The sequence below is a fragment of the Escherichia sp. WS547 genome, assembly GCF_046486065.1.
GTDB classification, from domain to species: Bacteria; Pseudomonadota; Gammaproteobacteria; order Enterobacterales; family Enterobacteriaceae; genus Escherichia; species Escherichia coli.
Genome location: NZ_JBJQMA010000005.1, coordinates 41082 through 55991, shown reverse-complemented (window position 1 = coordinate 55991; position 14910 = coordinate 41082). Strand labels below are relative to the sequence as shown.

Annotated in this window: 10 protein-coding genes and 1 pseudogene; 7 read left to right on the top strand and 4 right to left on the bottom strand. The window is 53.6% G+C overall.

What is annotated here, in order from left to right:
* Nucleotides 1-89 precede the first annotated feature (89 nt).
* Nucleotides 90-854, bottom strand: coding sequence for a DedA family protein (locus ACJHWK_RS06270; protein ID WP_170886332.1), 765 nt, complete (start codon nucleotides 852-854; stop codon nucleotides 90-92).
* An 85-nt stretch (nucleotides 855-939) separates the two neighbouring features.
* A complete protein-coding gene (araC, locus tag ACJHWK_RS06265) occupies nucleotides 940-1818 on the bottom strand; it encodes an arabinose operon transcriptional regulator AraC (RefSeq protein ID WP_001300811.1) in 879 nt (292 codons plus the stop codon).
* Between the two features lie 338 nt (nucleotides 1819-2156).
* Here araC and araB point away from each other — a divergent pair, with 338 nt between their 5' ends.
* The 7 genes and pseudogenes from araB to ACJHWK_RS06230 form a co-directional block, all read left to right on the top strand.
* Nucleotides 2157-3857 carry a ribulokinase gene (araB, locus tag ACJHWK_RS06260; RefSeq protein ID WP_001520467.1) on the top strand — a complete coding sequence of 567 codons (1701 nt, stop codon included), beginning with the start codon at nucleotides 2157-2159 and terminating at the stop codon, nucleotides 3855-3857.
* A gap of 10 nt (nucleotides 3858-3867) precedes the next feature.
* Entirely contained in the window at nucleotides 3868-5370 is a 1503-nt protein-coding gene (gene araA, locus ACJHWK_RS06255; protein WP_001520466.1) for an L-arabinose isomerase, read from the top strand.
* 168 nt (nucleotides 5371-5538) lie between these two features.
* Complete coding sequence (araD, locus tag ACJHWK_RS06250) at nucleotides 5539-6234, top strand: L-ribulose-5-phosphate 4-epimerase (protein ID WP_000888679.1); 696 nt, start codon at nucleotides 5539-5541, stop codon at nucleotides 6232-6234.
* A gap of 74 nt (nucleotides 6235-6308) precedes the next feature.
* Nucleotides 6309-8660, top strand: a complete 2352-nt coding sequence (gene polB / locus ACJHWK_RS06245; RefSeq protein ID WP_001520465.1) for a DNA polymerase II — start codon at nucleotides 6309-6311, stop codon at nucleotides 8658-8660.
* A gap of 163 nt (nucleotides 8661-8823) precedes the next feature.
* Nucleotides 8824-11730, top strand: coding sequence for an RNA polymerase-associated protein RapA (gene rapA, locus ACJHWK_RS06240; RefSeq protein ID WP_001117011.1), 2907 nt, complete (start codon nucleotides 8824-8826; stop codon nucleotides 11728-11730).
* An 11-nt stretch (nucleotides 11731-11741) separates the two neighbouring features.
* Nucleotides 11742-12401: a bifunctional tRNA pseudouridine(32) synthase/23S rRNA pseudouridine(746) synthase RluA gene (gene rluA / locus ACJHWK_RS06235; RefSeq protein ID WP_000525176.1), complete on the top strand. Its 660-nt coding sequence runs from the start codon at nucleotides 11742-11744 to the stop codon at nucleotides 12399-12401.
* Nucleotides 12402-12613: 212 nt separating this feature from the next.
* Nucleotides 12614-12792, top strand: a pseudogene (locus ACJHWK_RS06230) (transposase DNA-binding-containing protein); the annotation flags it as partial.
* Between the two features lie 16 nt (nucleotides 12793-12808).
* On the opposite strand, the gene espY1 reads toward ACJHWK_RS06230, so the two are convergent.
* Together espY1 and djlA are read right to left on the bottom strand one after the other, a co-directional pair.
* Nucleotides 12809-13552: a T3SS effector EspY1 gene (gene espY1, locus ACJHWK_RS06225; protein ID WP_248520425.1), complete on the bottom strand. Its 744-nt coding sequence runs from the start codon at nucleotides 13550-13552 to the stop codon at nucleotides 12809-12811.
* A 294-nt stretch (nucleotides 13553-13846) separates the two neighbouring features.
* Nucleotides 13847-14662 (bottom strand): co-chaperone DjlA, encoded by an 816-nt coding sequence (gene djlA / locus ACJHWK_RS06220; protein ID WP_001200573.1) that lies wholly within the window; start codon nucleotides 14660-14662, stop codon nucleotides 13847-13849.
* Between the last annotated feature and the right edge of the window lie 248 nt (nucleotides 14663-14910).

Genomic DNA, 14910 nt, shown 5'->3' with positions numbered 1-14910 from the left:
ACGCCTTATCCGACCTACGGACAGTGCGTTTTGTAGGCCTGATAAGACGCGGCAAGCGTCGCATCAGGCAACCCGCACAAGGCTATCCCCTAACCCCCAACCACTTTACGCAAAATATCGATATACATCGGCATCAACGGGTGGCGAATTAACACCACCAGCGCCACTACACCGACGGCAGAAATCAACGGCGTCAGCCACAACAAACGACCGCGCGACAAATAATGACTTAAACGATCGGTTGCTTTACCGCTGCGCCATAACCGCCAGCACAGCCAGCCACCAACCCACAAAAATACCGCCGTCGCCAGCAGCAACCATTTAAACTCGCCGCTCTGCATTCCGGCTGGAATATCGATCGCCGCACCCGCCAGAATCCCCGGCAGGAAGTAAAACGGTGGCCACAGCAGGCAGCCGATAATATTCGGCGTAATAAATTTTGCCACCGGGAGATCCAGCATTCCCGCCACCATTGGCACCAGCGGACGCGTCGGGCCAACAAAACGACCGACCAGAATGGTGAACATGCTGTGTTGATGCAACGCATGTTCAGTTTTATCAAGTAGTACTTTGTTTTTCTTCAGAAATGACCAGCGATGCAATGGCTTTTTAAAACGCCAGCCCAGCCAGAAGGAGATCCAGTCGCCCAGCAGGCAACCGACGATCCCTGCCAGCCAGGCGTGCCAGAAACTTAACTCGCCGCTGCCAATCAGCGCCCCCAGCCCCGCCATCAGCACCGTACCGGGTAGAATCAAACCGACCAGCGCCAGCGACTCCAGAAAGGCCACCAACACCACCGCTATCAATGAATACACGGTGGATTGGGTAATAAAGTGTTCCAGCAATGCTTGCATAATGTGCCTGTCAAATGGACGAAGCAGGGATTCTGCAAACCCTATGCTACTCCGTCAAGTCGTCAATTGTCTGATTCGTTACCAATTATGACAACTTGACGGCTACATCATTCACTTTTTCTTCACAACCGGCACGGAACTCGCTCGGACTGGCCCCGGTGCATTTTTTAAATACTCGCGAGAAATAGAGTTGATCGTCAAAACCAACATTGCGACCGACGGTAGCAATAGGCATCCGGGTGGTGCTCAAAAGCAGCTTCGCCTGACTAATGCGTTGGTCCTCGCGCCAGCTTAAGACGCTAATTCCTAACTGCTGGCGGAACAAATGCGACAGACGCGACGGCGACAGGCAAACATGCTGTGCGACGCTGGCGATATCAAAATTGCTGTCTGCCAGGTGATCGCTGATGTACTGACAAGCCTCGCGTACCCGATTATCCATCGGTGGATGGAGCGACTCGTTAATCGCTTCCATGCGCCGCAGTAACAATTGCTCAAGCAGATTTATCGCCAGCAGCTCCGAATAGCGCCCTTCCCCTTGCCCGGCGTTAATGATTTGCCCAAACAGGTCGCTGAAATGCGGCTGGTGCGCTTCATCCGGGCGAAAGAAACCCGTATTGGCAAATATTGACGGCCAGTTAAGCCATTCATGCCAGTAGGCGCGCGGACGAAAGTAAACCCACTGGTGATACCATTCGCGAGCCTCCGGATGACGACCGTAGTGATGAATCTCTCCTGGCGGGAACAGCAAAATATCACCCGGTCGGCAGACAAATTCTCGTCCCTGATTTTTCACCACCCCCTGGCCGCGTATGGTGAGATTGAGAATATAACCCTTCATTCCCAGTGGTCGGTCGATAAAAAAATCGAGATAACCGTTGGCCTCAATCGGCGTTAAACCCGCCACCAGATGGGCGTTAAACGAGTATCCCGGCAGCAGGGGATCATTTTGCGCTTCAGCCATACTTTTCATACTCCCGCCATTCAGAGAAGAAACCAATTGTCCATATTGCATCAGACATTGCCGTCACTGCGTCTTTTACTGGCTCTTCTCGCTAATCCAACCGGTAACCCCGCTTATTAAAAGCATTCTGTAACAAAGCGGGACCAAAGCCATGACAAAAACGCGTAACAAAAGTGTCTATAATCACGGCAGAAAAGTCCACATTGATTATTTGCACGGCGTCACACTTTGCTATGCCATAGCATTTTTATCCATAAGATTAGCGGATCCTACCTGACGCTTTTTTTCGCAACTCTCTACTGTTTCTCCATACCCGTTTTTTTGGATGGAGTGAAACGATGGCGATTGCAATTGGCCTCGATTTTGGCAGTGATTCTGTGCGAGCTTTGGCGGTGGACTGCGCCACCGGTGAAGAGATCGCCACCAGCGTAGAGTGGTATCCCCGTTGGCAGAAAGGGCAATTTTGTGATGCCCCAAATAACCAGTTCCGTCATCATCCGCGTGACTACATTGAGTCAATGGAAGCGGCGCTGAAAACCGTGCTTGCAGAGCTTAGCGCCGAGCAGCGCGCAGCTGTGGTCGGGATTGGCGTTGACACAACCGGCTCGACGCCCGCACCGATTGACGCGGACGGTAATGTCCTGGCGCTGCGCCCGGAGTTTGCCGAAAACCCGAACGCGATGTTCGTATTGTGGAAAGACCACACCGCGGTTGAAGAAGCGGAAGAGATAACCCGCTTATGTCACACGGCGGGCAACGTTGACTACTCCCGCTATATTGGCGGTATTTATTCCAGCGAATGGTTCTGGGCAAAAATCCTGCATGTGACTCGCCAGGACAGCGCCGTGGCGCAATCTGCCGCATCGTGGATTGAGCTGTGCGACTGGGTGCCAGCTCTGCTTTCCGGTACCACCCGCCCGCAGGATATTCGTCGCGGACGTTGCAGCGCCGGGCATAAGTCGCTATGGCACGAAAGCTGGGGCGGCCTGCCGCCAGCCAGTTTCTTTGATGAGCTGGATCCAATCCTCAATCGCCATTTACCTTCCCCGCTGTTCACTGACACCTGGACTGCCGATATTCCGGTGGGCACTTTATGTCCGGAATGGGCGCAGCGTCTCGGCCTGCCTGAAAGCGTGGTGATTTCCGGAGGCGCGTTTGACTGCCATATGGGCGCAGTTGGCGCAGGCGCACAGCCTAACGCACTGGTAAAAGTTATTGGTACTTCCACCTGCGACATTCTGATTGCCGATAAACAGAGCGTTGGCGAGCGGGCAGTGAAAGGCATTTGCGGTCAGGTTGATGGCAGCGTGGTGCCTGGATTTATCGGTCTGGAAGCAGGTCAGTCGGCGTTTGGTGATATCTACGCCTGGTTCGGTCGCGTACTCGGCTGGCCGCTGGAACAGCTTGCCGCCCAGCATCCGGAACTGAAAGAGCAAATCAACGCCAGCCAGAAACAACTGCTTCCGGCGCTGACCGAAGCATGGGCCAAAAATCCGTCTCTGGATCACCTGCCGGTGGTGCTCGACTGGTTTAACGGCCGCCGCACACCGAACGCTAACCAACGCCTGAAAGGGGTGATTACCGATCTGAACCTCGCTACCGACGCTCCGCTGCTGTTCGGCGGTTTGATTGCTGCCACCGCCTTTGGCGCACGCGCAATCATGGAGTGCTTTACCGATCAGGGGATCGCCGTTAATAACGTGATGGCGCTGGGCGGCATCGCGCGGAAAAACCAGGTCATTATGCAGGCCTGCTGCGACGTGCTGAATCGCCCGCTGCAAATTGTTGCCTCTGACCAGTGCTGTGCGCTCGGTGCGGCGATTTTCGCTGCCGTCGCCGCGAAAGTGCACGCAGACATCCCATCAGCCCAGCAAAAAATGGCCAGTGCAGTAGAGAAAACCCTGCAACCGCGCAGCGAACAGGCACAACGCTTTGAACAGCTTTATCGCCGCTATCAGCAATGGGCGATGAGCGCCGAACAACACTATCTTCCAACTTCCGCCCCGGCACAGGCTGCCCAGGCCGTTCCGACTCTATAAGGACACGACAATGACGATTTTTGATAATTATGAAGTGTGGTTTGTAATTGGCAGCCAGCATCTGTATGGCCCGGAAACCCTGCGTCAGGTCACCCAACATGCCGAGCACGTTGTTAATGCGCTGAATACGGAAGCGAAGCTGCCCTGCAAACTGGTGTTGAAACCGCTGGGCACCACGCCGGATGAAATCACCGCTATTTGCCGCGACGCGAATTACGACGATCGTTGCGCCGGCCTGGTGGTGTGGCTGCACACCTTCTCCCCGGCCAAAATGTGGATCAACGGCCTGACCATGCTCAACAAACCGTTGCTGCAATTCCACACCCAGTTTAACGCGGCGCTGCCGTGGGATAGCATCGATATGGACTTTATGAACCTGAACCAGACTGCACATGGCGGTCGTGAGTTCGGCTTCATCGGCGCGCGTATGCGTCAGCAACATGCCGTCGTTACCGGTCACTGGCAGGATAAACAAGCCCATGAGCGTATCGGCTCCTGGATGCGTCAGGCGGTCTCTAAACAGGATACCCGTCATCTGAAAGTCTGCCGTTTTGGCGATAACATGCGTGAAGTGGCGGTCACCGATGGTGATAAAGTTGCCGCACAGATCAAGTTCGGTTTCTCCGTCAATACCTGGGCGGTTGGCGATCTGGTGCAGGTAGTGAACTCCATCAGCGACGGCGATGTTAACGCGCTGGTCGATGAGTACGAAAGCTGCTACACCATGACGCCTGCGACACAAATCCACGGCGAAAAACGCCAGAACGTGCTGGAAGCGGCGCGTATTGAGCTGGGGATGAAGCGTTTCCTGGAACAAGGTGGCTTCCACGCGTTCACCACCACCTTTGAAGATTTGCACGGTCTGAAACAGCTTCCTGGTCTGGCCGTACAGCGTCTGATGCAGCAGGGTTACGGCTTTGCGGGCGAAGGCGACTGGAAAACTGCCGCCCTGCTTCGCATCATGAAGGTGATGTCAACCGGTCTGCAGGGCGGCACCTCCTTTATGGAGGACTACACCTATCACTTCGAGAAAGGCAATGACCTGGTGCTCGGCTCCCACATGCTGGAAGTCTGCCCGTCGATCGCCGCAGAAGAGAAACCGATCCTCGACGTTCAGCACCTCGGTATTGGCGGTAAAGAAGATCCTGCCCGCCTGATCTTCAACACTCAAACCGGTCCGGCCATTGTCGCCAGTCTGATTGATCTCGGCGATCGTTACCGTCTGCTGGTTAACTGCATCGACACGGTGAAAACACCGCACTCCCTGCCGAAACTGCCGGTGGCGAATGCGCTGTGGAAAGCGCAACCGGATCTGCCAACTGCTTCCGAAGCGTGGATCCTCGCTGGTGGCGCGCACCATACCGTTTTCAGCCATGCGCTGAACCTCAACGATATGCGCCAGTTCGCCGAGATGCACGACATTGAAATCACGGTGATTGATAACGACACCCGCCTGCCAGCGTTTAAAGACGCGCTGCGCTGGAACGAAGTGTATTACGGGTTTCGTCGCTAAGTAGCCGCATCAGGTGTGTAACGCCTGATGCGACGCTGACGCGTCTTATCAGGCCTACACGCTGTGAATTTGTAGGCCGGATAAGCAAAGCGCATCCGGCATTGTTTTCCCCCTCGCCCCTTTGGGGAGAGGGCCGGGGTGAGGGGAAACGACCTCTCAGGAGTCAACATGTTAGAAGATCTCAAACGCCAGGTATTAGAAGCCAACCTGGCGCTGCCAAAACATAACCTGGTCACGCTCACATGGGGCAACGTCAGCGCCGTTGATCGCGAGCGCGGCGTCTTGGTGATCAAACCTTCCGGCGTCGATTACAACGTCATGACCGCTGACGATATGGTCGTGGTCAGCATCGAAACCGGTGAAGTGGTTGAAGGAACGAAAAAGCCCTCCTCCGACACGCCAACTCACCGGCTGCTCTATCAGGCATTCCCGTCCATTGGCGGCATTGTGCACACACACTCGCGCCACGCCACCATCTGGGCGCAGGCGGGTCAGTCGATTCCAGCAACCGGTACCACCCACGCCGACTATTTCTACGGCACCATTCCCTGCACCCGCAAAATGACCGACGCAGAAATCAACGGTGAATATGAGTGGGAAACCGGTAACGTCATCGTAGAAACCTTCGAAAAACAGGGAATCGACGCAGCACAAATGCCCGGCGTCCTGGTCCATTCTCACGGCCCATTTGCATGGGGCAAAAATGCCGAAGATGCGGTGCACAACGCCATCGTGCTGGAAGAAGTCGCTTATATGGGGATTTTCTGCCGCCAGCTTGCTCCGCAGTTACCGGATATGCAGCAAACGCTGCTGGATAAACACTATCTGCGTAAGCATGGTGCGAAGGCATATTACGGGCAGTAATGACTGTATAAAACCACAGCCAATCAAACGAAACCAGGCTATAATCAAGCCTGGTTTTTTATTGGATTTTCAGCGTGGCGCAGGCAGGTTTTATCTTAACCCGACACTGGCGGGACACCCCGCAAGGGACAGAAGTCTCCTTCTGGCTGGCGACGGACAACGGGCCGTTGCAGGTTACGCTTGCGCCGCAAGAGTCCGTGGCGTTTATTCCCGCCGATCAGGTTCCCCGCGCCCAGCATATTTTGCAGGGTGAGCAAGGCTTTCGCCTGACGCCGCTGGCGTTAAAGGATTTTCATCGCCAGCCGGTGTATGGCCTTTACTGTCGCGCCCATCGCCAGTTGATGAATTACGAAAAGCGCCTGCGTGAAGGTGGCGTTATCATCTACGAGGCCGATGTGCGCCCGCCAGAACGCTATCTGATGGAGCGGTTTATCACCTCACCGGTGTGGGTCGAGGGTGATATACGCAATGGCGCTATCGTTAATGCCCGTCTGAAACCGCATCCCGACTACCGTCCGCCGCTCAAGTGGGTTTCTATTGATATTGAAACCACCCGCCACGGTGAGCTGTACTGCATCGGCCTGGAAGGTTGCGGGCAGCGCATCGTTTATATGCTGGGGCCAGAGAATGGCGACGCCTCCGCGCTCGATTTCGAACTGGAGTACGTCGCCAGCCGCCCGCAGCTACTGGAAAAACTCAACGCCTGGTTTGCCAACTACGATCCTGATGTGATCATCGGCTGGAACGTGGTGCAATTCGATCTACGAATGCTGCAAAAACATGCCGAGCGTTATCGTATTCCGCTGCGGCTGGGGCGCGATAACAGCGAGCTGGAGTGGCGCGAGCACGGCTTTAAAAACGGCGTCTTTTTTGCCCAGGCCAAAGGGCGGCTAATTATCGACGGTATCGAGGCGCTGAAATCCGCGTTCTGGAATTTCTCTTCATTCTCGCTGGAAACCGTCGCTCAGGAGTTATTAGGCGAAGGAAAATCTATCGATAACCCGTGGGATCGGATGGACGAAATTGACCGCCGTTTCGCCGAAGATAAACCTGCGCTGGCAACTTATAACCTGAAAGATTGCGAGCTGGTGACGCAGATCTTCCACAAAACTGAAATCATGCCATTTTTACTCGAACGAGCGACGGTGAACGGCCTGCCGGTGGATCGGCACGGCGGTTCGGTGGCAGCGTTTGGTCATCTCTATTTTCCGCGAATGCATCGCGCTGGTTATGTCGCGCCTAATCTCGGCGAAGTGCCGCCACACGCCAGCCCTGGCGGCTATGTGATGGATTCGCGGCCAGGGCTTTATGATTCGGTACTGGTGCTGGACTACAAAAGCCTGTACCCGTCGATCATCCGCACCTTTCTGATTGATCCCGTCGGGCTGGTGGAAGGCATGGCGCAGCCTGATCCAGAGCACAGCACCGAAGGTTTTCTCGACGCCTGGTTCTCGCGGGAGAAACATTGCCTGCCGGAGATTGTGACTAACATCTGGCACGGGCGCGATGAAGCCAAACGTCAGGGTAATAAGCCGCTTTCGCAGGCGCTGAAGATCATTATGAATGCCTTTTATGGCGTGCTTGGCACCACCGCCTGCCGCTTCTTCGATCCGCGCCTGGCGTCGTCGATCACCATGCGTGGTCATCAGATCATGCGGCAAACCAAAGCATTGATTGAAGCGCAGGGCTACGACGTGATCTACGGCGATACCGACTCAACGTTTGTCTGGTTGAAAGGCGCACATTCGGAAGAAGAAGCGGCGAAAATTGGTCGTGCACTGGTGCAGCACGTTAACGCCTGGTGGGCAGAAACGCTGCAAAAACAACGGCTGACCAGCGCATTAGAACTGGAGTATGAAACCCATTTCTGCCGTTTTCTGATGCCAACCATTCGCGGAGCCGATACCGGTAGTAAAAAGCGTTATGCCGGGCTGATTCAGGAGGGCGATAAACAGCGGATGGTGTTTAAAGGGCTGGAAACCGTGCGCACCGACTGGACGCCGCTGGCCCAGCAGTTTCAGCAGGAGCTGTACCTGCGTATCTTCCGCAACGAGCCATATCAGGAGTACGTCCGCGAAACCATCGACAAACTGATGGCGGGTGAACTGGATGCGCGGCTGGTTTACCGTAAACGCCTTCGCCGTCCGCTGAGCGAATATCAGCGTAATGTTCCGCCTCATGTACGCGCTGCACGCCTTGCCGATGAAGAAAACCAAAAGCGCGGTCGCCCCTTGCAATATCAGAACCGCGGCACCATTAAGTACGTATGGACCACCAACGGCCCGGAGCCGCTGGACTACCAACGTTCACCACTGGATTACGAACACTATCTGACCCGCCAGCTACAACCCGTGGCGGAGGGAATACTCCCTTTTATTGAGGATAATTTTGCTACACTTATGACCGGGCAACTTGGGCTATTTTGAGCAAAAAAAGAGTTCGCCAGATACCATTTTGATGCGTGACGAATGCTTTGCCATCCAGTACCATAGCGCCCTTTCCATTCCTGGACCTGAATAACACCACTACCTCATAAGCACGGTAGCGGGTGGTTATTGCCTGCAATTAAAGATATAGAGCCGAACACATATGCCTTTTACACTTGGTCAACGCTGGATCAGCGATACAGAAAGCGAATTGGGACTTGGAACCGTTGTCGCGGTGGATGCGCGAACTGTCACTTTACTTTTCCCATCTACTGGTGAAAACCGTCTGTACGCACGCAGTGATTCCCCCGTGACCCGCGTGATGTTCAACCCTGGTGATACCATTACCAGCCATGACGGCTGGCAGATGCAAGTCGAAGAAGTAAAAGAAGAAAATGGCTTGCTGACTTATATCGGTACTCGCCTGGATACTGAAGAGTCCGGCGTAGCCCTGCGTGAAGTTTTCCTTGATAGCAAACTGGTGTTCAGCAAACCGCAGGACCGTCTGTTTGCCGGGCAGATTGACCGTATGGACCGCTTTGCGCTGCGTTATCGCGCGCGTAAGTATTCCAGCGAACAGTTCCGTATGCCGTACAGCGGCCTGCGCGGTCAGCGTACCAGCCTGATCCCGCACCAGCTCAACATCGCTCATGATGTTGGCCGCCGCCACGCGCCGCGCGTCCTGCTGGCTGACGAAGTGGGTTTAGGGAAAACCATTGAAGCCGGGATGATCCTGCATCAGCAACTGCTCTCTGGCGCTGCTGAACGTGTGCTGATTATCGTCCCGGAAACCTTACAGCATCAGTGGCTGGTAGAAATGCTGCGCCGTTTCAACCTGCGCTTTGCTCTGTTTGATGATGAGCGTTATGCCGAAGCTCAGCACGATGCTTACAACCCGTTCGATACCGAACAGCTGGTGATTTGCTCGCTGGATTTTGCCCGTCGTAGCAAACAGCGTCTGGAACATCTCTGTGAAGCCGAGTGGGACCTGCTGGTGGTCGATGAAGCCCATCACCTGGTGTGGAGCGAAGATGCGCCGAGCCGCGAATATCAGGCCATTGAACAACTGGCAGAGCACGTGCCGGGCGTTCTGCTGCTGACCGCAACCCCGGAACAACTGGGGATGGAAAGCCACTTCGCCCGTCTGCGTCTGCTGGACCCGAACCGTTTCCACGATTTCGCGCAATTTGTTGAAGAGCAGAAAAATTATCGTCCGGTTGCGGACGCCGTTGCCATGCTGCTGGCAGGTAACAAGCTGAGCAATGACGAACTGAACATGCTTGGCGAGATGATCGGCGAGCAGGATATTGAGCCGTTGCTGCAGGCGGCAAACAGCGACAGCGAAGATGCACAGAGCGCCCGTCAGGAACTGGTTTCCATGCTGATGGATCGCCATGGCACCAGCCGCGTGCTGTTCCGTAACACCCGTAACGGTGTGAAAGGCTTCCCGAAACGCGAGCTGCACACCATTAAGCTGCCGCTGCCGACGCAGTATCAGACGGCTATTAAAGTCTCCGGCATTATGGGCGCACGCAAAAGTGCGGAAGATCGCGCTCGCGATATGCTCTACCCGGAGCGTATTTATCAGGAATTTGAAGGTGATAACGCCACCTGGTGGAACTTCGATCCGCGCGTTGAGTGGCTGATGGGCTACCTGACCAGCCATCGCTCTCAGAAAGTGCTGGTGATCTGCGCTAAAGCTGCCACTGCGCTGCAACTGGAGCAAGTACTGCGCGAACGTGAAGGTATCCGCGCTGCTGTGTTCCACGAAGGCATGTCGATTATCGAACGTGACCGCGCTGCCGCCTGGTTTGCTGAAGAAGACACCGGTGCGCAGGTACTGCTGTGCTCGGAAATCGGTTCTGAAGGACGTAACTTCCAGTTCGCCAGCCACATGGTGATGTTTGACCTGCCATTCAACCCGGATCTGCTGGAGCAGCGTATTGGGCGTCTGGATCGTATCGGTCAGGCGCACGATATTCAGATCCATGTGCCTTATCTGGAAAAAACGGCTCAGTCGGTGCTGGTGCGCTGGTATCACGAAGGTCTGGATGCATTCGAGCACACCTGCCCGACCGGACGCACTATTTACGATAGTGTATACAACGATCTGATTAACTATCTGGCTTCACCGGATCAAACCGAAGGCTTTGACGATCTGATCAAAAACTGCCGCGAGCAACATGAAGCGCTGAAAGCACAGCTGGAACAAGGTCGTGACCGCCTGCTGGAAATCCATTCCAACGGTGGCGAAAAAGCCCAGGCACTGGCAGAAAGCATTGAAGAGCAGGATGACGATACCAACCTGATCGCCTTCGCCATGAACCTGTTCGATATTATCGGTATCAATCAGGACGATCGCGGCGACAACATGATCGTGCTGACACCGTCCGATCATATGCTGGTGCCGGACTTCCCTGGCTTGTCGGAAGATGGCATCACCATCACCTTCGACCGTGAAGTGGCGCTGGCGCGTGAAGATGCGCAGTTTATTACCTGGGAGCATCCGCTGATCCGCAACGGTCTGGATCTGATCCTTTCTGGCGATACCGGTAGCAGCACGATTTCACTGTTGAAAAACAAAGCGTTGCCGGTAGGTACGCTGTTGGTGGAACTGATTTACGTGGTCGAAGCCCAGGCTCCGAAGCAGTTGCAGCTCAACCGCTTCCTGCCGCCGACGCCGGTACGTATGCTGCTGGATAAAAACGGCAACAACCTGGCGGCGCAGGTGGAGTTTGAAACCTTTAACCGTCAGCTTAACGCGGTTAACCGTCACACCGGCAGCAAACTGGTTAACGCCGTGCAGCAGGATGTTCACGCTATCCTTCAGTTGGGTGAAGCACAGATCGAGAAATCTGCCCGTGCACTGATTGATGCCGCACGTAACGAAGCCGACGAAAAACTGTCTGCCGAGCTGTCTCGTCTGGAAGCTCTGCGTGCAGTGAACCCGAACATTCGTGACGACGAACTGACCGCCATTGAGAGCAACCGTCAGCAGGTAATGGAAAGCCTGGATCAGGCAGGCTGGCGTCTGGATGCCCTGCGTTTGATCGTTGTAACGCATCAGTAACGGAGCCGAAAATGGGGATGGAAAACTACAATCCACCGCAGGAACCCTGGCTGGTTATCCTGTATCAGGATGACCATATTATGGTGGTCAACAAGCCGAGCGGTTTGTTGTCTGTGCCGGGTCGTCTGGAAGAGCACAAAGACAGCGTGATGACGCGCATTCAGCGTGATTATCCGCAGGCGGAATCGGTGCATCGTCTGGATATGGCTACCAGCGGCGTGATTGTAGTGGCGCTGACCAAAGCCGCGGAGCGGGAGTTAAAACGCCAGTTCCGCGAGCGCGAGCCGAAAAAGCAGTATGTGGCCCGCGTCTGGGGGCATCCATCCCCTGCGGAAGGTCTGGTAGATCTGCCGCTGATTTGCGACTGGCCAAACCGCCCGAAACAGAAAGTCTGTTACGAAACGGGTAAACCTGCGCAGACGGAATATGAAGTGGTGGAGTATGCGGCGGATAACACGGCAAGAGTGGTGTTAAAACCGATTACCGGGCGTTCGCATCAATTGCGTGTGCATATGCTGGCGCTGGGTCATCCGATTCTCGGCGATCGTTTTTATGCATCACCGGAAGCGAGAGCGATGGCACCGCGTTTGTTGCTACATGCAGAGATGTTGACGATTACCCATCCGGCGTATGGCAATAGTATGACGTTTAAAGCGCCAGCGGATTTTTAACCTTTCCTGTACGTTTATACCCTCATCCTAAGGGCTGCCTCTTGTACATAAATCCCCGAGTCCGGGGATTTTTTGTTTCTGCCAAACTGCTTTCAGTTGTTGCGTGTGGCTACGCTTTCCATTCGGTAATTCCCTTCCTGCTCCACAGCGAATTTTTGAACTTTTTCTTCACCCGTTGATCGTCTCTATTATTTCATTTTATCGGGTCTGTTATGGTCCTTTCTGATTGTTATTCATGGGCTAATTAGCAGTCTGGTTGGCGATGCCCATCTCGGTGATCCGCGTCGTGCACGACGCCTTGCATCACCAGCCTCTTCTCTAGCTCATCATGCAGGTCTTTCTAATTGTGAAATCATCCCACGCTACTGCTAAGGTTGAAGGGGCGTTCCAGCCCCTTCAACCTTAGCTTATTCTGGATCATTCAATAATTGCGTTGGCAATAATTTTTCAGCAGTACTTTGTTTAGTAGCAACTCCTTCAGTAACAATTTTTTTTGGGGTGATTTTATTAATAATAATTACCTCAGCATATAGGCGGGTAGCACCGTCCAGGATAGCACCGTCCAGGATAGCACCGTCCAGGTTAGCATTCCACCCAGGTTCCAAGTAAAGGGCTTTTTTATCTATTATTGTTTTTTTACCAAAGTAACAATCCCTCATGTCAACGCCGGGAAGGTAAGCCTCTCCAAGATCAACGCCCAAGTTACCTGGGCCTTTATGCAGCTGCAACGTCTGAGTACATATCTCCTTATTTTCAATGAAAAAAGTGACACTTAACTCGATATCACCGTAGATCTCGGCGACCCAGCGCATCTTGCCCTTTGCGACCATCTCATCCGGATTTTTTGCGCATGTTTTGAGTTCATTGAATAATTCCAGACTATGGATAAACTTTTCTTTCTCATTCTCGTCGACAGCCCCAGTAAAGTATTTTGAGGCGTTGATGTTGCCAGCCTTTTTATTCACGAAATTGAACAGAAGTTTATAAGCCTCAGTCTGTTTATCTGACCAGAACAGATGACGTAACGTCTCCCACAAGCGTTGAAAGATATTCATCTTCACGTCCATCTTGTCCCCGCTCACCATCTTATAAATATCGTTATTGCTCATATTTAAAAGTGTAGCCGGCATGCCTGGAACTGATACTTTCATGGTAATAGCCTCGCATTGAGTTAAAAACTCATGATGCGCGCTCTGAATAAATATACTTTCAAAAATCGCTCATTCAGATATGTGTTTTTAATTTTTAAGACGTAAAAATATAATTCCGCTCGTCGTAAAGTTCTCAACCTTAAGCAGGGTCAACGCGATAAAACCAACAGAAACCCTCCCGTAAACCGTGTATTGAGCCTGTCCACCACTCTGAGTAAACGCCTTTTCTCAAAGAAGTGACCGCCAGGGCGGCCACCTTTAATCGTGGGCAGTTACTCAGCATCATTTACAGGGTCATTTAAACCCTTTCTGCTGTTTTATCAGCTCATAGGCCTGCTGAATTTCCTGCGCTTTCTGCTTCGCCATCTCCATCATCTCTGGCGGCAAACCTTTCGCCACCAGCTTATCGGGATGGTGTTCACTCATCAGCTTACGGTAGGCACGTTTGATGGTGGTCGCATCATCCGTCGGCTTCACGCCCAGCACATTACAGGCATCTTCCAGCGTCGGGCCACGCTGCGCTTGCTGCCAGTTACCACCGCCAGATTGCTGCTGATAACCGCCGCCAAACTGCGCCCCGCCCTGCATCATGCGCAAAAACTGGTCAAACTGGGCGCGGGAGATCCCTAATTCTTCAGCAATGACATACAGCACCGCCCGTTCATTCGGGTGCAGTGAACCATCAGCAAACGCCGCCTGAATCTGGATCTCCAGAAACATACGAATTAAGTCAAAACGACCAAAGCAAACACTGCGAAACTGGCGCATCTTTTCGCGCAGCGGGTAATTGTCTGATTTTCCCACCCGGAACGCGTTTTGCGCCGCAGTACGGGAAGCGCCATGCAGGTTCATTCGGTCCATCAACTGGCTGGCGATATGAATATCAGCCTCCGTGACGCGACCTTTGGATTTGGTTAAATGCCCCATCACTTCAAAAGTGGTGGCAAAAAACAGCGCCTGACGCTCACGCTGGTTGGCGAACCACGCCATTTTACGGCTACGGGCTTTATCAAACATATGGCCAATTAACAGGCCTAACACTACGCCCCAAAAGCCGCCGCCCATCAGTAAGGCCACGGCCACGCCAATGATTTTTCCCCAATACTGCATATATTCCCCAAATCGACACACGGATATCAGGGCTATCTCCCACAATATAAAGGTGCTTTTACCGTTTTCCGGCTGCGGTCAATTGTGGGACATCGCCTATAATTTGCATTATCATACCTGTCATTCAATGCCGTGCCTAACACCACTGACGCTATTCGGACAGGATTAACACTAGCGTAGAGATGACGAGTACGTTAGTCTCTGACCGTTTGTCACGCGCAACGTTACCGATGATGGAACAATAAAAT

Bases quoted from the DNA above. Each gene is read 5' to 3' on its own strand.
- djlA (WP_001200573.1), bottom strand. From the start codon at position 14,662: ATGCAGTATTGGGGAAAAATCATTGGCGTGGCCGTGGCCTTACTGATG.
- rluA (WP_000525176.1), top strand. From the start codon at position 11,742: ATGGGGATGGAAAACTACAATCCACCGCAGGAACCCTGGCTGGTTATC.
- araA (WP_001520466.1), top strand. From the start codon at position 3,868: ATGACGATTTTTGATAATTATGAAGTGTGGTTTGTAATTGGCAGCCAG.
- araC (WP_001300811.1), bottom strand. From the start codon at position 1,818: ATGGCTGAAGCGCAAAATGATCCCCTGCTGCCGGGATACTCGTTTAAC.
- araD (WP_000888679.1), top strand. From the start codon at position 5,539: ATGTTAGAAGATCTCAAACGCCAGGTATTAGAAGCCAACCTGGCGCTG.
- rapA (WP_001117011.1), top strand. From the start codon at position 8,824: ATGCCTTTTACACTTGGTCAACGCTGGATCAGCGATACAGAAAGCGAA.
- ACJHWK_RS06270 (WP_170886332.1), bottom strand. From the start codon at position 854: ATGCAAGCATTGCTGGAACACTTTATTACCCAATCCACCGTGTATTCA.
- araB (WP_001520467.1), top strand. From the start codon at position 2,157: ATGGCGATTGCAATTGGCCTCGATTTTGGCAGTGATTCTGTGCGAGCT.
- espY1 (WP_248520425.1), bottom strand. From the start codon at position 13,552: ATGAAAGTATCAGTTCCAGGCATGCCGGCTACACTTTTAAATATGAGC.